The sequence below is a fragment of the Paenibacillus sp. FSL K6-1558 genome (assembly GCF_038002565.1).
Classification (GTDB): Bacteria; Bacillota; Bacilli; order Paenibacillales; family Paenibacillaceae; genus Paenibacillus; species Paenibacillus polysaccharolyticus.
The window spans coordinates 2,538,041-2,559,603 of record NZ_JBBOCV010000001.1 but is presented as its reverse complement, the minus strand read 5'-3'; the positions used below and the strand labels follow the sequence as shown (position 1 = coordinate 2,559,603).

The 21,563-nt window shown below is 45.8% G+C and carries 23 protein-coding genes and 1 other annotated feature; of the genes, 12 read left to right on the top strand and 11 right to left on the bottom strand.

Annotation, left to right across the window (positions count from 1 at the left end):
- Nucleotides 1-105: 105 nt before the first annotated feature.
- Nucleotides 106-1,113, bottom strand: coding sequence for a M23 family metallopeptidase (locus MHI38_RS11055; RefSeq protein WP_276539793.1), 1,008 nt, complete (start codon nucleotides 1,111-1,113; stop codon nucleotides 106-108).
- Nucleotides 1,114-1,379: 266 nt separating this feature from the next.
- On the opposite strand from MHI38_RS11055, the gene lipA reads away from it, so the two are divergent.
- Complete coding sequence (gene lipA, locus MHI38_RS11050; protein WP_090919653.1) at nucleotides 1,380-2,279, top strand: lipoyl synthase; 900 nt, start codon at nucleotides 1,380-1,382, stop codon at nucleotides 2,277-2,279.
- A gap of 14 nt (nucleotides 2,280-2,293) precedes the next feature.
- Entirely contained in the window at nucleotides 2,294-2,716 is a 423-nt protein-coding gene (locus MHI38_RS11045) for a YutD family protein (protein WP_244159298.1), read from the top strand.
- A gap of 56 nt (nucleotides 2,717-2,772) precedes the next feature.
- Here the strand turns inward: MHI38_RS11045 and MHI38_RS11040 are convergent, their stop codons facing one another.
- Nucleotides 2,773-3,576, bottom strand: coding sequence for an NAD kinase (locus MHI38_RS11040; RefSeq protein WP_090919650.1), 804 nt, complete (start codon nucleotides 3,574-3,576; stop codon nucleotides 2,773-2,775).
- A 102-nt stretch (nucleotides 3,577-3,678) separates the two neighbouring features.
- The gene (gene ylbJ, locus MHI38_RS11035) at nucleotides 3,679-4,920 is read right to left on the bottom strand and encodes a sporulation integral membrane protein YlbJ (protein ID WP_154891085.1); all 1,242 of its coding nucleotides are present in this window, start codon (nucleotides 4,918-4,920) and stop codon (nucleotides 3,679-3,681) included.
- A 556-nt stretch (nucleotides 4,921-5,476) separates the two neighbouring features.
- Between ylbJ and MHI38_RS11030 the strand changes: the two genes are divergently transcribed.
- Nucleotides 5,477-5,854: a globin domain-containing protein gene (locus MHI38_RS11030; RefSeq protein WP_090919642.1), complete on the top strand. Its 378-nt coding sequence runs from the start codon at nucleotides 5,477-5,479 to the stop codon at nucleotides 5,852-5,854.
- Between the two features lie 42 nt (nucleotides 5,855-5,896).
- Nucleotides 5,897-6,628: a DUF2225 domain-containing protein gene (locus MHI38_RS11025; RefSeq protein ID WP_154891115.1), complete on the top strand. Its 732-nt coding sequence runs from the start codon at nucleotides 5,897-5,899 to the stop codon at nucleotides 6,626-6,628.
- A gap of 18 nt (nucleotides 6,629-6,646) precedes the next feature.
- Here MHI38_RS11025 and MHI38_RS11020 read toward each other — a convergent pair whose 3' ends face one another.
- On the bottom strand, nucleotides 6,647-6,877 hold the full coding sequence (locus MHI38_RS11020; RefSeq protein WP_090919639.1) for a hypothetical protein: 231 nt from the start codon (nucleotides 6,875-6,877) through the stop codon (nucleotides 6,647-6,649).
- A complete protein-coding gene (locus MHI38_RS11015) occupies nucleotides 6,874-7,044 on the bottom strand; it encodes a YycC family protein (RefSeq protein WP_154891084.1) in 171 nt (56 codons plus the stop codon). The genes MHI38_RS11020 and MHI38_RS11015 overlap by 4 nt, the downstream gene beginning before the upstream one ends.
- A 119-nt stretch (nucleotides 7,045-7,163) precedes the next feature.
- Here MHI38_RS11015 and MHI38_RS11010 point away from each other — a divergent pair, with 119 nt between their 5' ends.
- The gene (locus MHI38_RS11010) at nucleotides 7,164-8,963 is read left to right on the top strand and encodes a M3 family oligoendopeptidase (protein WP_253491471.1); all 1,800 of its coding nucleotides are present in this window, start codon (nucleotides 7,164-7,166) and stop codon (nucleotides 8,961-8,963) included.
- 277 nt (nucleotides 8,964-9,240) lie between these two features.
- The gene (locus MHI38_RS11005) at nucleotides 9,241-9,651 is read left to right on the top strand and encodes an O-methyltransferase (protein ID WP_090919630.1); all 411 of its coding nucleotides are present in this window, start codon (nucleotides 9,241-9,243) and stop codon (nucleotides 9,649-9,651) included.
- A 126-nt stretch (nucleotides 9,652-9,777) separates the two neighbouring features.
- Here the strand turns inward: MHI38_RS11005 and MHI38_RS11000 are convergent, their stop codons facing one another.
- Together MHI38_RS11000 and MHI38_RS10995 are read right to left on the bottom strand one after the other, a co-directional pair.
- Entirely contained in the window at nucleotides 9,778-10,011 is a 234-nt protein-coding gene (locus tag MHI38_RS11000) for an alpha/beta-type small acid-soluble spore protein (RefSeq protein WP_090919627.1), read from the bottom strand.
- 203 nt (nucleotides 10,012-10,214) lie between these two features.
- Complete coding sequence (locus tag MHI38_RS10995) at nucleotides 10,215-11,192, bottom strand: aldose 1-epimerase (RefSeq protein WP_308723058.1); 978 nt, start codon at nucleotides 11,190-11,192, stop codon at nucleotides 10,215-10,217.
- A 248-nt stretch (nucleotides 11,193-11,440) separates the two neighbouring features.
- Nucleotides 11,441-11,704: a binding site (T-box leader), on the top strand.
- An 85-nt stretch (nucleotides 11,705-11,789) separates the two neighbouring features.
- On the opposite strand from MHI38_RS10995, the gene trpS reads away from it, so the two are divergent.
- Nucleotides 11,790-12,782: a tryptophan--tRNA ligase gene (gene trpS / locus MHI38_RS10990; RefSeq protein ID WP_090919620.1), complete on the top strand. Its 993-nt coding sequence runs from the start codon at nucleotides 11,790-11,792 to the stop codon at nucleotides 12,780-12,782.
- 136 nt (nucleotides 12,783-12,918) lie between these two features.
- Here the strand turns inward: trpS and MHI38_RS10985 are convergent, their stop codons facing one another.
- A complete protein-coding gene (locus MHI38_RS10985) occupies nucleotides 12,919-13,116 on the bottom strand; it encodes a hypothetical protein (protein WP_090919617.1) in 198 nt (65 codons plus the stop codon).
- 119 nt (nucleotides 13,117-13,235) lie between these two features.
- On the opposite strand from MHI38_RS10985, the gene MHI38_RS10980 reads away from it, so the two are divergent.
- Nucleotides 13,236-13,451 carry an alpha/beta-type small acid-soluble spore protein gene (locus MHI38_RS10980; RefSeq protein WP_090919614.1) on the top strand — a complete coding sequence of 72 codons (216 nt, stop codon included), beginning with the start codon at nucleotides 13,236-13,238 and terminating at the stop codon, nucleotides 13,449-13,451.
- A 100-nt stretch (nucleotides 13,452-13,551) separates the two neighbouring features.
- On the opposite strand, the gene MHI38_RS10975 is transcribed toward MHI38_RS10980, so the two are convergent.
- Nucleotides 13,552-14,532, bottom strand: a complete 981-nt coding sequence (locus MHI38_RS10975) for a metal-dependent hydrolase (RefSeq protein ID WP_221789977.1) — start codon at nucleotides 14,530-14,532, stop codon at nucleotides 13,552-13,554.
- Nucleotides 14,533-14,999: 467 nt separating this feature from the next.
- Here MHI38_RS10975 and MHI38_RS10970 point away from each other — a divergent pair, with 467 nt between their 5' ends.
- Nucleotides 15,000-15,617, top strand: a complete 618-nt coding sequence (locus MHI38_RS10970) for an SCO family protein (RefSeq protein ID WP_154891081.1) — start codon at nucleotides 15,000-15,002, stop codon at nucleotides 15,615-15,617.
- A gap of 86 nt (nucleotides 15,618-15,703) precedes the next feature.
- Here the strand turns inward: MHI38_RS10970 and MHI38_RS10965 are convergent, their stop codons facing one another.
- Nucleotides 15,704-16,051 carry a toprim domain-containing protein gene (locus MHI38_RS10965; RefSeq protein ID WP_090919605.1) on the bottom strand — a complete coding sequence of 116 codons (348 nt, stop codon included), beginning with the start codon at nucleotides 16,049-16,051 and terminating at the stop codon, nucleotides 15,704-15,706.
- Nucleotides 16,052-16,221: 170 nt separating this feature from the next.
- On the bottom strand, nucleotides 16,222-17,439 hold the full coding sequence (locus MHI38_RS10960; RefSeq protein ID WP_308723059.1) for an MFS transporter: 1,218 nt from the start codon (nucleotides 17,437-17,439) through the stop codon (nucleotides 16,222-16,224).
- Between the two features lie 214 nt (nucleotides 17,440-17,653).
- On the opposite strand from MHI38_RS10960, the gene MHI38_RS10955 reads away from it, so the two are divergent.
- From MHI38_RS10955 to MHI38_RS10945, 3 genes are all read left to right on the top strand, one after another.
- Nucleotides 17,654-18,109, top strand: coding sequence for an ATPase (locus tag MHI38_RS10955; protein WP_090919599.1), 456 nt, complete (start codon nucleotides 17,654-17,656; stop codon nucleotides 18,107-18,109).
- A 20-nt stretch (nucleotides 18,110-18,129) separates the two neighbouring features.
- Nucleotides 18,130-19,275 (top strand): transglutaminase domain-containing protein, encoded by a 1,146-nt coding sequence (locus MHI38_RS10950; protein WP_154891079.1) that lies wholly within the window; start codon nucleotides 18,130-18,132, stop codon nucleotides 19,273-19,275.
- A 108-nt stretch (nucleotides 19,276-19,383) separates the two neighbouring features.
- On the top strand, nucleotides 19,384-21,414 hold the full coding sequence (locus MHI38_RS10945) for a peptidoglycan D,D-transpeptidase FtsI family protein (RefSeq protein WP_154891078.1): 2,031 nt from the start codon (nucleotides 19,384-19,386) through the stop codon (nucleotides 21,412-21,414).
- The last annotated feature ends 149 nt before the right edge of the window (nucleotides 21,415-21,563 follow it).

Genomic DNA, 21,563 nt, shown 5'->3' with positions numbered 1-21,563 from the left:
ATATTCCATCAAGCTTAACCCTAGAAAGAGAAAGGGGAACCTCTCGTCAATCGTAGAGGTTCCCCTTTTTGAGCGCGTATTTAACAAGGTGTATGCTGTCCGCCTTTACTTGCTCTTCTTGTTTCTCTGGCTTCGTTCTTCCTGTTCCCAGTGTCTGAGTAACGGATAGGGATCGAAAGACCATTCATGCAGACCGCTGTCCCGGTAAATGCCGTAATGAAGATGCGGGGGGAACTTGCCTTGAGTTCCCGGCTTGCCGTAGCCAGAGCTGCCAACCCAGCCTACAACCTGCCCGGGAGTGACCACATCACCGATCCGAACTCCTTTATCAAAGCCGGACAAGTGAGCGTAATAATGATAGTGGTTGTTCAAATCCCGGATACCAATCCGCCATCCACCGAATGGATTCCAACCCTTGATCTCCACAATGCCGTAACATGTACTGCGAACAGGCAGACCATGTGGAGCAAAGATATCTGTACCTTCATGAATGCGATATCCACCCCAACTTCGTTTGGTTCCCCATGTGCTGCGATAGGAATAATTGGTACCCAAAGGAACGGGAAAGGCATGTCCGAATAGATCCAGATTGTCAAAATGCTCATATAATTTCGCAAATTGCTGAATTCGCTGCACGGCTCTTGAATTGTGATAGTACTCCCACAGGCCTATGCCAAAGTCCTCCTGTTTATTTCCGTATTGCTGCATGATTGACGCCATGCTGTAGAGTACATCCAAATCGTTGTTGGAGTCCGCAATCCCGTCTCCTGAACCATCTCTGCCTTTTCCATTGAAAAAAAGAATCGATTGCGGATGCTGGTCTGTCTCATCCGGGTTCAGCCAGCCTCTCCAAGCCGGAGACGTCAAGAAAATACCGGTCAAACGTTCAGGGTGTTTACGATCTTTGGGATGTGCTCGTGTAATCGTTCGTTCATACTGATCAATGGCGGCCAGCCTGTACCATGGAATTTGGGTCATCTGACCAATACTTTCATACAGATGTCGACGTGCGGCAAAAATGTCGGTTGCTTTGCTCTCTGCAGCTTGGGGTTGGGTCATTGTTGTATGGACAGACTCACCGTAAACATCAGCAGGCAGGAATGGGAGAAGCATCGCGCCTGCGAGTAACGTTTTGATGCAAAAGCTGTACGTATTTCGGAGTATCCACTGATGTTGCACAGGGAAGCAGCCCCTTTCCGTTAAGATGATGCACTTATGCCCGATAAATCAAGCTATATCTTAGCGTTCTTCAAACGTTCTGTTTTTATCCATTTCGTTGTGTAAGCACAAGATGTGACAAATGGGGGTTTTTCCAAGCCTTTCATGGTATAATATGTTCCGAGCAACAGCCTAACTTCAGTAGAAAGAAGGTTTATGCATTGGCTAAACGTGTTAAAGAACCGAAACCGGATTGGATTCGGATCAAATTGACAACCGGAGATAACTACCAGGAAATTAAAAACATGATGCGTTCCAAAACATTGCATACCGTATGTGAGGAAGCACGTTGTCCGAATATTTATGAATGCTGGGCGAATCGAACAGCGACTTTTATGATTTTGGGCGATATTTGCACAAGAGCATGCCGATTTTGCGCGGTCAATACCGGTTTGCCTACGGAACTCGATTTACAGGAACCGGAACGTGTAGCCGAAGCAGCTGAACAAATGAACCTGCAACATTGTGTCATTACAAGTGTGGCCCGGGATGATTTGAAGGACGGAGGAGCAACCATTTTTGCCGAAACGGTAAAAGCTGTACGCAAGCGTCTGCCACTGTGTAGTGTGGAAGTGCTTATTCCGGATTTTATGGGTGATCGGGATTCACTGCAGATCGTTATGGATGCCAAACCGGACATCTTGAACCATAACATCGAAACCGTTGAACGGTTGTCAGACAAGGTGCGTGCCAAAGCCAAGTATAAACGTTCACTGGAATTGCTCGCTCGTGCCAAAGAGATGCAACCTAACATCCCAACGAAATCGAGTATTATGCTCGGTGTAGGTGAAGAATATAACGAAATTTTGGCAACGATGGATGATCTTCGTGCGGTGAACTGTGACATTATGACGATTGGTCAGTACTTACAGCCATCCGAGAAACATCTGTTTGTTGAGAAGTATTATCCGCCTGAAGAATTTGCAACATTGAAACAAGAAGGATTGAAGCGTGGATTCAGTCACGTCGAATCCGGTCCGATGGTACGCAGTTCTTATCATGCCCATGAACAGGTAAAATCAGCGAATCAGCATACGGAACAGGCGGCAACACACGCGTGATGGAGGAATCCGGATTGGAACAGAATAAAAACACGGAAGAACAGCTGGAGAACGAGCAACAGAACGAGCAACAGCTGCAGGAAACGGAACAGGAGTCTGTACAGGAGCAGGAAAAGCCTAAGGCACCCGTCATTGTTCAAGTCGGCGGTAAAAATTATGAAATTGTACAGAACCACAAGCAGGGTTGGAACCCTGAAGTGTTCCGTGACCGGTACAGCGAAGTGCTGGAGCGTTACGACTATATTATTGGTGACTGGGGTTATAGCCAGCTTAGACTCAAAGGCTTTTATCGAGACAATCACCCCAAAGCAACGAAGGATTCAACCATCTCTTATCTTGTGGATTACATTAACGAGTACTGTAACTTTGGCTGTGCATACTTCGTACTGCAGAAGTGCAAAGAGCAGCCACAAGCCAAAGCAAAAAGCGGTTCCTGAGAAGGACCGCTTTTTTGATGCGTATACATAAACTTTTGGCTGGTCAGACATGTTGCCTAATCAAGAAAGGCTGTGCGAACCCGGTTCCAGAACGGATATGGGCGAAAACGCGCAAAACTGACCTTCTGCTCCGAGACCTGGCAACGAACGGAGATCAGATCCTCCACCATTACATTGACATGATCAATGGTTAGCAACAGACGCTGATCTTTACGTGAGAAAATGTCACAATGGTGGTGCTTGGGCAAAATGACAGGTGAACCGAGCGTCCGGTAGACACGGTTGTTAATGGATGCAATCTCAGCAATCTGAATAGCTTCAATCGTTGGATGTACCATGGCTCCGCCGAGTGCTTTATTGTACGCCGTACTACCTGAAGGAGTGGAAACACAGATCCCGTCCCCCCGGAACATCTCAAATGTAACGTCGTTGATGTCCACTTGTGCTACGACGGTACCATCTACCCCTTTTAACGTGAATTCATTCAGGGCGATGTACGAGGCGTTACCTGATTTCTTACGAATCTCCAGTTCGAGCAATGGATACTTCACAATACGAGGTTTAAGGAGATCGGGATCCCCTTTACCGCTCATAAGTCGAACCAATTCCCTTAATTCTTCCTTCTTCCAATCGGCATAGAAGCCGAGGTGGCCCGTATGAACCCCAACAAAAGCAATATCCGGAATGCGGTCGATGAAATTGTGAAAAGCTTGAAGCATCGTTCCATCGCCTCCGATGGAGATGACAATCTCCGGCGATTCTGCATCCAGCTTGAATCCTTCTTCCTTCGCCAGCGCATGAAACTGCTGACTGAGATCAATCGATAACTGGTCTCCGCGGTCTTGAACATAGTATCTCAAGATGAAAGCTCCTTTGTGGTCATTATACTACCGATGATAATCAATTCCGCGCCAGAACACAACGTCCGATTCAACTTCTGGGCAAACTATTTGGACAAAGCCCTATTTTTCGCTCCGTTTGGGAATCAGTAACGAACGAATCCAGGTAAGACATAAGAGAGTAGCGAGCATACCGACGAACATCTTTATTCCTGTTATTCCAATGACATTCCATCCGGGTGTGTGATCGAAGACAGAAGGGTTCAGCGTGTTCTCCAGAAATGCAGGCGAGGCCGATATGTTCATGAATAGCGGCCATAACAAAATGACGAGTAGAGGTGCAATTGCCGCATGAATTGCTCGAGCCAGTAAAAAAGGCCCGTATCGCATTGGCGTATTGCTTAACACGCTCATAATTTGCGCATGTACGGATAACCCGCCCCAGGAAAGTACAAATGCAGCGGCAGCAACTTTAAAGACAAGAGGAATGGAGGTGGATGCAGCTCCAGCTTCTTTGGCTCCAAGTGTCACTTCAAATAATCCGCCGACCAGACTGTGGGACAGGGATGGTGGTAAACCGGCAAGTTGAAGTCCTTGTTCCGTTAGAGTGTATAGCATGCCTAGCCATCCGGTCTGAACCAATAATTCCATAATGACGGAGAAGAATACAACTAGCCCGCCTACGATAATAATAAGCCGGAGGGAAGAGGATATAGCATGCCGAAGCAATTCCCCTAAGGTCCGCCCATCGGCTTGTCTCGCTTCGTGCATCGCATAGATCGCACTCAGGAAACGGTTGCGATGCTCTCCGTGAGCGGGAGGGGATTCAGACGGTAGAGTTGCAGCGGGACGGCCATGGAAACGCATGAGCACACCTACAAGAATAGCCGCAGAGTAATGGGAGGCCACAAGAATTGGAGCGATGGACGTATTGTGGAAAAAACCGACAGACACAGCCCCAATCATAAAGATCGGATCAGATGAGGTAGTGAAAGCAACCAAGCGCTCACCCTCCTCTCTTGTAACCAGTTTCTGTTCCCATAATTGTGCGGTCAGTTTAGCCCCTGTAGGGTAACCAGAAGCACAGCTTACGGCAAAGACAAACCCGCCGCTTCCGGGAACGCGGAATATCGGGCGCATAAGTGGATTAAGCAATGTACCCAAAAAATGCACAATACCAAAACCGAGTAGCAACTCGGATAAAACCAGAAATGGAAAAAGGGAAGGGAACAGAACATCCCACCAGATCGATAGTCCCCTCACACTGGCATGCCAAGTTTCAGATGGGTACAAAGCCATCAGAACACAAAAGAAAAGGAGAGCAAGGATGACCAGGATTTGCATGATGCGCTTTGAAACGTTCATGAATTTCTCTCCTTTTAGGGTTAAGATGCAGGAATCACAGTCCATGATGGAGCTTTTGCCATAAATATATGAAAAAGATCGGACAAACAGTACAAAATAATAATGGGAAAGCGCTTGCAAAAGTGGCTGTGTTTTTGAATGATGTATGCTAAAATGGTAAAAACGCCTGAACGTCACCTAATTGCCATAAAGGTGGAATCAATAAGGATGGAGTGATGATCATGAGTCTTGTCGCCGGAGTCCTGGTCTGTGCATTTGTGTATGTGATACGTGCCTCGCTGGTGCGTACTGAAGAGGAAGATTGGCGAAGTTATTAATGGAATATGTGATGCGCCAGCCTTGAAGGTTGGCGCTTTTTTTGTCATTTTGGCCCGGAACTCCTTGGTACGTAAGGCTCTGGTAAAATCTGATCTTTCATGTGATATAGGACTTTTTGGTTTTTTTTGATAGAATGAAGATGCTGGCTTTTAGGGCCAGCTTGTTGATCTGTTGTTTATCATGTTCCTGTAGCATGTGTTATATTACAAAATTCGACATATTGAAGGAGGGAAGAAGTATGAATTCCAGTTTAAGTATTTATGACAATCTTGGCGGTGAACAAGGTGTTCGGGCGCTGGTGGAGGCTTTTTATCCAATCGTATTGCAGAATGAACAACTAGCACCGCTCTTCCCGGAAGATATTACTCCGGTAATGGACAAGCAATACATGTTCCTGTCTCAATTTTTTGGTGGTCCTGCATTGTTCTCTGAGGCCTACGGACATCCGATGATGCGTGCTCGTCATATGCACTTTGAGGTGACGGTAGAGCGAGCAGAGGCATGGCTTGCATGTATGAATCAAGCGTTAACACAAATTGGTGTGGAAGAACCGTTGCATTCGTTTATTTTGCAGCGTTTATCGGGGCCAGCTCACCATTTTGTGAATACGCCATAGTTCCAAATATACGACAAGCCTTACGGGAGAGGGATGGAACAAGTGGAATTAGAGCCGCTGTATAAGGTGAAAGTGACATGTCATTATTGCGAGAATGAATTTGAAACGTCACGAGTAAGACCGAGCTTGAAACGGCCTTACCGAACGGATTCTGATTTTTGTGCTTATTACAAACAGGAAAATCCGGATTTTTATGTTGTCCGAATCTGTCCTTCGTGTGGATTTGCCTCTACCGAAAATTCTTCAGGTAATCTGAATGAGATACAGCGCAAGGCGTTCATCGAGCAGATCGGAAACCGCTGGGTTAAGCGAGATTATAGTGGAGCAAGAAATCTGGAACAGGCACTTGCTACGTACAAATTGGGTCTGCTATGTGCTCAGGTTATTCAGGAAAAGGATCGTGTCGTTGCTGGCCTGTTGCATCATATAGCCTGGTTGTATCGGTATATGGAAGATCATACACAGGAGCATCGTTTTCTCGAGTTCAGCCTGGAAGCTTATATCAAGGTGTTTGAACGGGAAGGAACAGGCGGTAATGAGGCGAAGTTACTATATCTGCTTGGAGAACTGAATCGCAGAGTAGGAAGGTTCCATGAAGCGGTTCAATGGTTCGGTAGAGTCATTCATGACAAACGCATTACAGATGCAGCGATGATTCGTGCGTCAAGAGAACAATGGGCGTTGCTACGTGAACAGATGATATCAGGAAAAATGGAACTGCCACAAGAGATGCTGGAAGCAGACAAAGAGGCTGCAAAGCGCAGCCCTCTCTAAGTGTATTGCAGGATGTATTTATCGAACAGGACGACTGGACAACAGGTAATCGTTATCGGTATCAATGACGGTCATGCTGCTATTACAGCAGGGAAAGACAAGCAATTTCTTTTTTCCTTCACGGATACGGATGAGTTCCTTGGGTTTGAGGGGAAGTAGCACATTGTTTGCACCGCAAAAAGGGCATTGCTGTACATAGATATCCCCCATAATGACATCGTATGGCCAACTGTTCTCAAAAGGAATCATTCGGATTTGTCTTCCTGATCTGAAGATTTAGCGGCCTCTTCCTTGGCCAGTTCTGCAATCTTCTGCATGAGAATATGTTGAGGCATATGCATCAGATGTTCCAGAGGCACGCCCAGAGATGCTGCTAATTTGACGGCTGTTTCAGCCGATACTTGTAAAGGTTTCATACACTTACCTCCTGAAAAAGTTGCTTATTATTTCTCTAGTATAGAGATACGTTGCGTATAAAACCAGTTTTTAATTCAATTCTATTCACCCGAATCTATAGAAAGAGGTGCCTTATTAGATGAAAATGCCATTACATCCTGTATGGGATCTGGAGTCCATCTTTAGTGGAGGTTCTTCTTCCGAAGCATTCGCCGCATATCTGAGTAAGCTGAAAACGGATGTGCGAAAGTTGCAAGAAACATTGAATCAAACGGTTGCTCCAGCAACATTGAAAGATACAGAGGCTTTTGATCCTATTCTTGAACTGTTGCAAAACTGTTATGTTCGAATCTCTGAAGGGTCTGCGTTCGTATCTTGTCTGTCCGCTCAAAATCAGCAAGATAAAAAAGCGACTCAACTTCAAGGGACTGTTAGTTCCATTGCTGCGATGCTCAGCAGCAGTAAATCCAAATTCGACAATATACTTAGCCAGATGCCAGAAGATGTATGGGCGGAATGGCTTGAACGTCCTGAAATCCAACCTTTGTCCTTTGTATTAAACGAGAGTCGTACACAAGCGAAAGAAAAATTGTCACCGGAGCTGGAAGGGCTTGCTCTGGATCTGGCTGTGGATGGTTATCATGGTTGGGGCAAATTCTACAATACAATTGTAAGTAAAGTGAATATCCCGTTTGAACAGGATGGGGAGACAGTTATGCTGTCCGCAGGACAGGCCGCTAACAAGCTCAGTGACAGTGATCGTGCAGTGCGTGAGCAGGTATATGCATCCTGGGAGCAGGCCTGGACAGATGTGGAGGATTTCTGCGCAGACACGTTGAATCATCTTGCGGGTTTCCGTCTAAAATTGTACGAGAAGCGTGGCTGGCATGATATCTTGAAAGAACCTCTCTCCATCAACCGGATGTCACGCCAAACGCTGGATACCATGTGGGAAGTCATCAACGGAGCCAAACCGGTACTTGTACAGTATTTGGAGCGAAAAGCCCAATTGCTGGGTGTCGATAAGCTAAGCTGGAGCGATGTAGAAGCACCGGTAGGCAAGTCTGTTGGTAAAGTGACGTATGACGGGGCAGCTCAGACAATCGTGGAGCAATTTGCCAAGTTCAGTCCCAAACTGTCGAGCTTTGCAGAGATGGCTTTTGAGAAACGATGGATTGAAGCCGAAGATCGTCCAGGTAAACGTCCAGGGGGATTCTGCACTTCACTGCCACTAAGCAAAGCGACTCGCATCTTTATGACCTTCTCTGGAACGGCGTCGAATGTATCCACACTCGCGCACGAACTTGGTCATGGATACCACCAGCATATCATGGAAGAACTGCCGGCATTGAATCAGCGTTACGCGATGAACGTAGCTGAGACGGCTTCTACATTCGCAGAGATGATCGTTGCCGATGCATTGGTGCAAACTGCAAGTGATGAGCAGGAGAAGCTGGCGTTGCTTGAAGATAAAATACAGCGTAGTGTTGCGTTCTTTATGAACATTCATGCCCGTTTCCTGTTTGAGAATCGTTTCTATGAGCAACGTAAGAAAGGCCTGGTAAGTGCCGACGAGTTGAGCAGATTAATGGTGGAGGCTCAAGAAGAGGCATACTGCGGCGTTCTGGCATCAAATCATCCTCATTTCTGGGCATCGAAACTGCATTTCTATCTGACAGGTGTACCTTTCTATAACTTCCCATACACCTTCGGGTACATGTTTAGTGCGGGAATCTATGCTCGGGCACAACAAGAAGGTACGGCTTTTGCGGGGAAATATGATGATTTGCTGCGTGATACTGGACGAATGACTGTGGAGGAACTAGCTCAGAAACATCTGGGTACAGATCTGACACAACCGGACTTCTGGCAAAATGCTGCGAATTTAGTTATTGCCGATATTGAGCAATTTTTAGAGATGACCTCAGATATAAAATAGCGTAGCCAACTATTTCGAGAAAAGAGAAGCCATAGTGGATTGTCTGACAGACATCTATTATGGCTTCTTTTATTTGCCCTTAAAGTCGAATGTATATTTTGTCGTAAATAAATGAAAAAACTCGTTTTAAGGAGGGGGATTGGCAATTAATTGTGCAAATTATAGGGATAATTACCCAAAGTTGTTTATATTTGTTGAGTAAGCGTATATGATGTCATATAATGAGTCGTAAGTCCTTGCTTTATAGGACTAAAAGCATAATAGGAGGAGTGTTAACGTGAAAACGGAGCAACTTTCATTAGCAAGACAGTTAGATCTGGTGTTTAAAGAGCTTGATCAGGAACTGTCAGGATTAGATTCAGGGGTAGTTTTTGTGCAAATACGAAATAACGTTATTGGGAAATTCGGCATTCGACATAATCCGATAACCGGTAAAGATGGACGGATGGAGATGGAGGGTGAGGGACTTAATCATGCGCAACGTGCTTCCTTCCGCGCTATGGCACTGGAGACACTGAAATTTAAGCGGAATTGGACACATGGCGAAATTAGCTATGACTTTACCGTTAGACAAGGCATGATCATGATCGATGCGACGATGGAATCCAATTACAACATGGCGAACTTGATGATTCGCTACCCTAGAACGAATACATATCTGGATTCGGGGATGGGATCTGGCTCATAATTTAGCAAAACCAGAGAATGATATCGTTAAGTTTGTTACACATGTTTAGTACAAATAGAAATAAAGCGGCACTTCCGAAGAAGGCCGCCATTCATTTTCAGCAACACTCAAGCAATAATTACGAGCTTACGAACGACCCGATAATTGCTGCTCAGCGATTTGTACCAGACGTTTTGTAATATATCCACCCAGAGATCCAGTCTCACGGGAAGTATAGTTACCGTAGTAACCATCTTGAGGAATAGTTACACCCAGCTCTTGCGCAGCTTCCATTTTCAGTTGTTGCAATGCTGCGTTCGCTTGAGGTACTACCAGATTGTTAGAGCGGCTTCCGCCACCTTGGTTTTGGCTTCCGTACATATGTCTCACCTCCTTGTGGGTTAGTGATGTTAGTATGGATCGAGAATGAGGAAATATACATGATATGGCGTAAGGGAATATATGGATAATCAAACGAAGGCATGTCAACTCAAAAAGCCGATCCAGTGCGGATCGGCTTGTTTTGCATCATTGCGAGAATAGCAAAAGTCGAGGTAGTTCATCTATTGTAAAAAAAGTATTGCTTAGTCAATTGGTGGAACAACCTCGATATGGGTGAACAGCTCTACAGGTTGCTCTGGTTCAAGCCGGATCAGTCCAGTTAAATCCTCAGTCAATGGCAGATTCGGCGCATCCGGCAACCAGGTGTAAGGTTCAATACACAAGAATTGATCGGATTCTCCTTTGGTATACAAAACCCAGTGTTTGAAAAATGCTTCATCTACTGAATATTTCAGTGTATATCCATCATTTCTCCGCAAATGAGCAACTGCAGGCTGACCTTCCGCCGCACGAAGCAACGTATCCCAGTCTCTTCCCTGCATGTTGATTCCTTCCCCGATAGAGGACCATTCATCATGTAACGTTTCTATTTCGCCTGTAGGCAGCTGATCTTCATTTTGTGCATACAATCCGGAAACAGGTAGCTGTAGTGTCCAATCTTCAGGTTTACCGTCGAGCAAAAACCATGTATGATATCCCATCCCAAAGGGAGCAGGTGTTGAACTCAAATTGGTGACACGCAACCGCTGGGTCAGTACAGCATTTTTCAAGCTGAATGTCATTTCAAGTTTCAGAGGGATGGGGAACTGTTCCATCCAATGTTTTTCATTTTCGGTTAATAGTTCGGTTGTGATTGCACAGCCGTCCTCATCTTCTTCAATATCACTGACACACCAGGACTGGCTGCGATGGAGACCGTGAATATGGTTGCCATTCGCCGTATTCTGATCGAACTGATAACGTACACCTTCATACTCGAATTGTCCCTGGTGAATACGTCCTGGTGGTATGAGCAACGGGACTCCGAAATGATAGGGCTTCTGTAAATAGAAAGCCAGATCATTTTCGTCCGGGCGACGAACGATATCCCTATTCTGCACCAAATCGCGAATCGAGATGATGTTATTTCCCAGACGAGGCAGCAGGGTGATTTCCAATTCACGGCTATGTAGGATATACGTGTCGTAACCATTCCATTGACCTTTGGTCACTTGTTTCATATCGATGCTCCTTTTCCCACTTGAAATCTGTCTGCATGCAGTTGGGCTTGCTGAACTGCTACAGGCGTGTCATTGTGATCATTCCAACTTTTTAACACATCCTGCGATCAGCATCATAGCCTTCACAGGATAAGCAATACCATCATAACAGATTTTCAAGCTTCGCGAAAAAAAACTCATCTCATTTTGACATTCAGGCTTAAGGGCATTAATATGGAATTCTAGAAGCTTTTTATGAACTGAATGATATCAAAGCGATGACGGGGACAAGTAGACAAGGAGTATTCTCTTCAGAAAGCCAGTGGTTGATGTGAACTGGTGTGAACTCTTTTTTGAATGGACCCTTGAGTGTATAACTGAACAGATCGAGCTATACAGGGAGATCTCATTAGGTTATGCCGGTTATTCCACGTTAAGGAACAATGAAGGCTTTTTTCCTGCTATATTCCTGCATATCAGGATAGCGGAGAGGAAAGCGAATAAGGGTGGCACCACGGTCTCACGTCCCTTGCGGATGTGGGGCTTTTTTGCGTTCGCAGAGCGAAGATGCCAAATTTTTGAATTCTAGATGATGTGTGAATTAGGGAGGCGTATCAGATGAAAACGGTATTATCAGGTATTCAGCCGAGCGGTAAGCTTACACTGGGCAACTACATTGGTGCGATTAAAAATTTTGTGAAATTACAGCATGACTATAAGTGTCATTTTATGGTTGTAGATCTTCATGCTATTACAGTGGCACAGGAGCCAGCGGCACTGCGTGAACAGTCCGAGGCTGTGGCTGCATTGTTCATCGCGGCAGGAATTGATCCGAGCAAATCAAACGTATTTCTGCAATCTCACGTACCACAGCACGCAGAGCTCGGATGGTTGATGACAACGCTCACCTCTATGGGTGAGCTGGAGCGTATGACCCAGTTTAAAGACAAATCTTCCGGCAAAGATTCTGTCGGCGCAGGACTGTTCGTTTATCCATCCCTGATGGCTGCAGATATATTGCTGTATAATGCAGATCTCGTGCCTGTCGGGGAAGATCAGAAACAGCATCTGGAGCTGACTCGTGATCTGGCAGGGCGCTTTAACCATCGTTACGGAGAATATTTCACCATTCCTGAACCTTATATTCCACAGGTCGGTGCGCGTGTCATGTCACTGGATGATGCTTCCTCAAAAATGAGCAAAAGTAACCCCAATGCAGGAAGTTATATCGCCCTGTTAGATCCGCCGGATGTCATTCGCAAAAAAATTAGCCGTGCTACGACGGATTCCGGTCGTGAAGTTGTCTATGATCCGGCGAATAAGCCAGAGGTGAGCAACTTGATGAGCATCTATGCGGAATGTGCGGGTATGACACTGAATGAGGTGGCGGAGCGTTACGAAGGCAAAATGTACGGCCCATTCAAAAAGGAACTCGCCGAAGTCGTTGTCTCTGTTATCGAACCGTTACAAGCAAGATACAACGAAATTCGTGAGTCTGGTGAGCTTGCAGATGTATTAGAGACTTCGGCACGTCGTGCAGAAGAGGATGCTGCGAAGACGCTGGATGCGGTGAAAGAGCGGATGGGTTTCGTTCCTAGACGTAAGCTGTAATTGGGAATACAGGTTCAGCAAAGTCAATTTAGCATAAAGACCATGAACGGTTAATCATGTGAACATAGAAGAGGAGACGGATGAATCCATCCGCCTCCTCTTTTTTGACTTATTAACTTCATATGATAGCGATAGCTTATGAAGCTGATTCGGAAGCCGAGCGGGCTTCCTGACGTTCTTTTTTCGCCCGGATGATAAATCCCCAAACGATATTAGCCATGGATAGAACAAACAGCAGGGCTGCAAGCCAGCCGTTGTAAGAAATCGTGATTGCTGTAACCGTTAACAAAACTATCGAAGAAAATGCAAACCATAAGGATAAGCCTTTGCTCATTGGGAAAAACCTCCATGTACAAATTTATTGAATTTTCGTATAACCTGAAGCGTGCGAGCCATAATAATCTTGCAAGCTTGCAATACATTACAGACACAGATTGAAAGGAGATTTTAAATATGGCTCAAGGATCTCGCTCTTCTAACAACTTGGTGGTGCCTCAAGCGACAGCAGCTCTGCAACAATTGAAAATGGAGGCTGCACAAGAACTGGGTGTAACTATCCCGCAAGACGGATACTATGGTAACTACACTTCCCGTGAGACTGGATCTTTGGGTGGATATATCACCAAACGTCTGGTACAAATCGCTGAGCAGTCTCTGTCTGGCAAATAATTTATATACCAAAGCAGTAAAAGCCCGAAGCGGATAACGCTCCGGGCTTTTCCCGCGCAATCGTTCCTATAACGATTGTGCCCTGCAACCAAGGTCTGCGTCAAGGGCGAGCAGATAAAAGTTTTTTATCCATTTTTTCATCACTTAGCCAGCCTACGTAAGTATCAATTGTTTTGAAGTTACGATCCATGACCACTACGGCGACAAAGGGATACTGTTTCCGGTGTCGATACCGAACATCAGCCCAGCGAACTTTATATCCGGCAGGAAGTTCCTCCACCTCGGCTACAGCATAAGAAGTGAAATAGAGGAATGCACTAACCTCCGGTGCCTTGCGTGAGGCTACAACGGCTGCATGAGTGGAAGAGGTGGCATGCAGGCTCCAGGTCAGCTCAGAACCATCGATCTTACCAAGCTCATAACTTCCATCCTTATTCGTTTTGACAACATGCCAGCGGCTCCAGGAAATCGTTGGAATCACAATGTATTTGGCTGGTTCCGGACTGTTATCCATACGTCTCACTTTTCGAACCACCAGTGCCCGCGCGATGGTACGCCATACATAATATATTCCAATCAGAATATACAGCGTAGTAAAGAGTGGGGCAGGTGCAATAAGGTCGAAAGCCCATAATAGAATCGCAATCACATGTGTAATAAACAGGAACGGGTCAAAGATATGAATGATGTTCCAGGCAATCCAGCGTTCTGTAAAAGGACGGGCAGCCTGTGTTCCATACGTATTGAACAAGTCGGTAAAGACATGTACGCCTACAGCTACAGCAGTCCAGAGGGCAACATGACCAAGTGAAACTCCTGAAAAAATCAATCCGATCACACCCGTAATTAGCAGTACCCATAACAACAGAAACGGCAACGAGTGGGACAGTCCCCGATGATTTCGAATATAGAGCGAATTACTTTTAAAACGCAGTGCAGTATCAATGTCAGGGGCTTGGGAGCCGGCGATCGTACCTACCATGACGGCGGCTGCCAGCATGGGGTCGGTTGCAACGACAGGATCAACATAGGCGAGACCCGCCAAACCAATGCCCATAACAAAATGTGTAGAGGTATCCATAAATCTCTCCTTTATAAGGTGTAACGTCAGTGTATCGTCATCAAAATTAACCTTCTCTATCTAGGTGATACCCAATTCTAGTGTATATTATCCACCCGCATGGATGCAAAACATGCTAAGCCCTGGGAAGAATCTGTCCATTTCCCAACAAATGTACGAACATTGTCAAACTATTCCGTGGTTTCTTGTGATAAAATTTATATCGGAAGTCGCGTGGATTTAATAAACATGTCGCGATGAGACATATTTTGTGAACAACGACCTTGTCATTAGCCAAGATATGTCCCGTAATGAAGGCACTGTATTATACATATGTATCCCTTGGCTGAAATGATAACGTAGATTTAATTTATCACGTTAACCGAAATCATTTTGTATCAGTAAGCCAGGGCAGTTTAACAGAGGGTTTTTATGGATCAAATATGCATGCGCATTCACTAGTACATTGTTAGGGGGAAGGGAAGAGGATGCAGGTTATTAAGAAATACAAATGGACGTGGATTTTGCTCGGTATTGCACTGATTATGGCAGTGTATTTAATGTGGAATACGGCATTTGCCAGCCAGGAGAAATTACCCGAGATTCGGGAGATCCAATCGTTTTCCATGGAAAATGTGGATGGTCGTAACGTATCGCTGGCGGATACGCAAGGCAAAGTGCGATTGTTCTACTTTTATTTCACCAGTTGCCCTGATGTTTGCCCGATTACGACATTTACACTGTCTCAGGTGCAGGACTTGTTGAAAGAAGATGGAACATTCGGAGATAAGGCATCCTTTGTATCGATTTCCTTCGACCCAAAAGTAGATACTAGAGAGAAGATCAAAACCTTTGCCGACCGTTTCCACGCGGATTATTCTGGCTGGTATTTCCTGCGTGGGGATATGGATAAAACCAAGCAGTTCGCCAAAGAATCGTTCCAGATTCTAATCGAAGGCGAGAACAAGGATGATTTTGCCCATATGAACATGATTGGTCTGGTGGATGAGAATAACCAGCTTCGCAAGGTTTATAACGCTTTTAATACAGAAGATGTGCAGCCGGAAGCCATCGCAGAGGACATTCGCAGGTTGATTAAAGAATAACACCGTAAAATGTTAAGCACGAAGTCTTTAGCAAAGGCTGTCTCTGGTTGCTATAACCAGAAACAGCCTTTTATTTGTTGTTCTTTTTAATACGAAGGTTCGTCAGGATACTGGATATATTCCTCCAGTCCTGCCTTCTCTAATTGCGAGATGATGTATTCATCAGGTGTACCTTCAACCCCTGCGTACCCACGTCTTGTATACATTTGTACCGCATCGGGAAAAGCATCGCGCAGTACACCACGTATCTTTTTACCTGAGCTGTCATTGTCCATGAATAAATAAACTTCATCATATCCTACTTGCTTGCGCAGCGTCTCCAGTTTAAGGGAGTTCAGCGTTCCGAATGTGCACAAAATATTGATCTCTGGACCCACTAAACGTTTGAGTTTACTGCGATCATTCTTACCTTCCACAATGACATGAATAGGCATCTTATTCACCCCTGATTCGAGAGCTGATGTCGACATTCCCCGGGAAATGTTACAGCGAAAATCGACTGAATGTACTTATAGTGTATCTGGAAATGGGGGAATGATGCAAAGTTTAAATTGTTCTGCAGAAGGCTCTAACGTATAAGTTGGTCAGGACAAGCTTAGATACTTCACCCCAGGATGCTTTTCGCATCGGAAGATGAGAGCGGGGCAGTATGTCTTGACGTATAATAGGGGAGTAGCAAGATGCCGATCATCAGCAAAATAAAAGCAATGAAATAAGGAGATACCCCCATCCTCAGCTGTCCAGCCGTAATCGGACCAATAAACGAACCAATAGAGGTGGCAATCGATTGCAGAGAGAAAATACGCCCAAGCTTGCTACCACCGCTTAAGTGAATAAAAAGTGTAGCCATCGCGGGGAAAATGATACCTTTGGACATCCCGAGCACAAATAACACGATGGATAACGAAATTTGCGGAACGGCTGCCATCACGAAAAAACTCAAGGACATCAGCAGTACACCAGCAACTAAACGCAGTTTGGGCGAATAACGGTTAAGAAACAGCATGCTGAGTGTAAAGAGCGCACCGATGCTAATGATTGAAAACAGTAAACCTGTCGACATCATGGAGGAATGCCCGCCTCCCCGCAGCGGTAATTCAAAGAAGAGAATACCTTGAGCGCAGGCAATAACCAAGGGTAGCATGAAATAACGCCAGGAAACGGGCAGGAATGCTTTTGGCGCTTCTGCTGGCGAATGATCAGAGTTAGCTTTAGCCGAGCCGGAAGGCGCAAGACCTGGTCTTGCGGGTTCGGTCAATGGCTGCGGCTGGCGAACGAGGCCACGCGGCATGGTAAGCAGTGCAATGACACCTGTCAGAATGAGTAGATAGCCGAGACTCGAGAAGGTGGCAGAGAACCCCATGGCACCGACGATCACGGCACCTGCGGCTGGTGACACCACCGAAGCCAGCGTGTGCACGACACCGTGACCCGACATGTATTTTCCTTGTTTCACCGGGTCATTGGAGAGTTGAGCGAGCAGGGCCAGACATGCCGGAGATAGAAAGGCTAATACAAAGCCGCTAATAGAACGTAGCGCGAGCAGTTGCCAAGGGGTATGAATGTGAGCCTGCAGAAGTAGGATGAACCCCGCACCGACCAGACTGAACACAATATATCGACGGCTCCCGTGTTTATCAATCTGTGTTCCAGCAATCAGATTGCCAGGCAGGTGGGTTAAGGAATAGATGCCCATCATCCAGCCGATAAAGGTTGGAGCCGCACCGAGCGATATCGCAAATGGCGTCAGAATGGGATACTGGGCATGCAGATCAAACACAGCTAGAAACAAAAACAGGTATAGCCAGATGGCCGTTTTCACTAGAGCCCCTCCTTGTTAGGCGATGCCTGTTTGTACACAGGTCTTGAACGTGTCCACGTTCGTCGGACGAATCCTCATGGTACTACTTGTACGCCCCGCAGGACGAACTTAGACCGTTTATTTTTGCCGGAGAGGGCTTAGCTGACAGCAGGTTCGGAAATCATGTATAATATTCGGGAAGTCATGAATCAATTCTAATTCGGAAGGTGTAATCATGAACATAGAAGTAATCAAAGAGTTTGTGATGCAGAACTGGCTGGTGATCGTCGTTGCACTGATCATTTTGTTCTTTGTTCTGAATGTGGTCAAAACGATGTTAAAATGGGCGATTGCCATCATCATTATTGCGGCTCTGCTGATATACAGCGGCATCTCCATTGAACAGATCAAACAAACCGTCACAGACGTGCAGTCCAGCACGATGGACACACTCAAGAAAGAAGCAACAAGCATCATGCTGAAGGAAGCCTCCAAGGCCACCTATGCGGCGGGGAAAAATGGTGAATTTACGATAACCAGTCCTAACGTTGAGCTTAAGGGTAGCACGAAGTCGGATAAAGTCGATGTGACCTTCCGCGGTATTTCTGTTGGTGAGTGGAAACTCGACAACGATACGATCCGCACATTTGTCGAACAGGCACAAAAAAATAAAACAGCACCTGCTTCGTAGTTTAAAGGAGGAATGAAGACGTGCTGCAAACTTGGCTGGACAGCCTGAAGGAGTTTAATGGGATTACCATTCTGCTGTTGCTGATCGTAGCAGCATCCTTATTACAGGGATGGTCCAGAGGGGCTTCACGTTCTGCGGGGAGACTCTTTGGTTTCCTGATGGACGGTATTATGGCGGTCATTGGTATTTTGTTATCTATCGGTCTGACGTTATGGCTTGCGCCTTATGTACAGCAATGGTTATCTGTACATGCCGGGGATATGCCTAATCGTGAGTTGAACCGGTGGGAACAGCTGTATTATACGCTGGTTACAGCGATCGCAGATTTCCCGCTTATGCGGTTTGCCGTATTATTTGTATTGAGTTACGGCTTGATTCGCATGATTCTTGGATTTTTAACATCCTTCATATTTCGCAGAAGACATGCAGGAGATGAGCAAGCTGCGCCAAAAGGGATTTTTAGCCGGCTGACAGGCGCAGTGATCGGCACGGTCATCGGTTCGGTCCGAGGAATCATTGTGATTGCCGTATTGTTCATGATTGTAAGTCTCTATCCGGGTAGTATGTTCAGCCGTTATGTGGAGGCATCTCCGATCTATATGCAGGGTGCTAAATCGGTGATTGAGCCTTTGTCTGGTACGTTTATCAAGGACAAACTTCCGGTATTCACGCAGGCTGTGCAGAAGGAACTCGGAGGTATTTTGCAACGGAAGTATGAAGTGATTGACCACAATATTCCAGCTGATATTGAGCAAGCCGCGCAGGAGATTGTCAAAGGAAAATCGACGGATGAGGCAAAAGCCAGAGCTCTGTATGACTGGGTTGGCACCCGGGTTCAATACGACTACGGGAAAGTGGATGATTATGAACAGAGGGGAATATGGCATGAACAGACCCCTCAGAATACTTTTGATACGCGCAAAGGGGTATGTATCGATTATGCCCGCTTATATGCGGTAATGGCACGTTCTCAGGGGCTTGATGTCAGGGTTGTTACAGGTCTGGGATATAACGGTCAGGGAGGGTACGGCCCTCATGCATGGAATGAAGTCTATTTGAGTGATTCGAATCGCTGGGTTCCGCTTGATCCAACGTGGGCCATCAGCGGAGATTGGTTTAACCCACCTAACTTTGCCGACACGCATCTGAAAGATCAGTCAGCCTGATAGTACACCGGACACGGATATGGTTCGGAATATGACGACGTTGCCAGGTTATCATGCCGGTGGTTAAGGTTCTGCGGTATGCATCAAGTCATGAAAGAGGTAGGATGAATGAAAAAGCATTCCAATGAGAAGGATGAACTTGCGGACAAACGGCGTTTTAGTTACCGGATGAACGTATTTTTCTTCGCTTCCTTTGTTATTTTTAGTGTAATCATTGTACGTTTGGCGTTTTTACAATTCGTTGAAGGACCTGAGCTCAGTCAGGAAGAAGCAAGTAACATTACGAAGGATGTGCCGCTTGCTCCGGTGAGAGGAACCATCTACGATTCTACGGGGACGGTGAAACTGGCGTATTCCAAGCCGATTCAGTCGCTGTATCTCACATTGTACAAAAACTACGGGGATGTGGATGGCCAGCCGAATCCGAAAATTGGTGAAGTTCAAGAGATGGCTACGCGTCTGCATGATGTTTTTGAAAAGTATAAAACCCCGAATTCCGAATCCTTGACCGTGGATCAAATCATGGAGGAAATGGATCTGAATTCTCGCAAGGCTAACGGGTTTATGCCACGTCTGATCAAGAGTGATTTGTCCGAAGGGGAGGTTGCTTATTTCCTCCAGCATAAGGATGAATTCAAAGGTATTCAGATTGTGGAAGAAAGTGTACGTTACTACGATCCGGATACAGTGGCCGTTCAATCCATTGGTTATTTGAAAAAATTCAAAAGCTCCAAAACGTTGAAAAAGTATAAAGAAGTAGATGAAGCAAACAAAACGCAGACTGATCCAGGTCTGGTCTATACGGAAAATGAGTTTGTTGGATTTGATGGACTGGAGCTGCAGTATCAGGATAAGCTGCGGGGCAAAAGTGGTTATACGTCGGTTGACGTTGATTTACGTAACTTGCCTGAAGGTGTAGCGGGCACAACCCCGCCGCAAAAAGGGTATGATCTGATCTCCAGCATTAATAAAAATGTGCAGGTGAAAACAGAGCAAGCGATTATGGATCAGCTAAGCTGGTTGCATCGCAATCCGGTATCCGGCAGATTACATCCCAATGCCAAAACAGGCTTTGCTGTAGCGATGGAAGTGGATACAGGGAAGGTTGTAGCGGCAGCCAGTATGCCTGATTACGACACCAATGTGTGGAGAACGGGCAGCATCAGTACAGAAGATTATGATAAAATCAAATATATTTATCAGAACGGTACAATCCGGGGATTTCTACCTAGTGATTCCAAAAAAAGAGCTGAATCTGTCGTATTGCTCGGCTCAACGATTAAGCCACTGAGTGTATTGATTGGTTTGAAGGAAGGTTTCTTTACCACTAATTCGGTGTATATCGACCGAGGTTCAACCACGTTTGGTGGAGATAACCGCCGCGTACAGAACTCATCGGGACACGTTTACGGTGCCATGTACCCTCGTGACGCCATTCGTCATTCCTCTAACGTATTTATGATTGACGAGATCGGTAAGAAGCTGTACTCGCGATATGGTGCTAAGGGCGTTGGTGTGTGGGACAAGTACATGGAGCAGTTTGGTCTTGGTATAAAAACAGGAGTGGACTTGCCGAATGAATGGGCTGGGCGTAAAGAATATGAAAATGAAACGGAAAGCTCTTTAACCAAACTAGCCTATGCTTCTTTTGGACAACAAGGTAAATACACAACCATGCAACTCGCGCAGTATACCGTGATGCTAGCCAATAAAGGAAAACGAATGGAACCACAGCTTGTCAAAGAGTTCCGGGATTCGGAAGGCAATGTGGTCGAGAAGGTGAAACCGAAGGTACTCAGTACAGCGGACTTCAGTGATGCATACTGGAATGAGGTACAGCGTGGTATGGCTACCGAGGTTTCTGCCTTTGGCGGTTTCCCTTATGATTTTGCGAGAAAAACAGGTACGTCGACACAGAATATTGGAGGGAAACTGGTGGATAACGGGGTATTTATCGCTTTTGCACCCCGTAACAATCCAAAACTGGCTGTTGCGGTCATGATCCCGGAAGGGGGCTTTGGCTCCAACAGTGCGGCTCCGGTTGCACGTGCGATTTTCGATGCATACGACCAGGAATTCGGCCTGGATGGTGTTCCGAAAAAAAATAAAGATAAAGAAACAGAAACAAGTACACAGTGATGCAGTGATGGAGATCGTGTTCTCCATATGGTAAAAGGCCCCCAGAACGGGGCCTTTTTTTGTTGCTTTTTTTATGGAACCCAGGCAGTCTTCTTACGTTATATACAGAGGGCTTCTTATTACGAAAATGTAACCAAAATTAGAAAGAC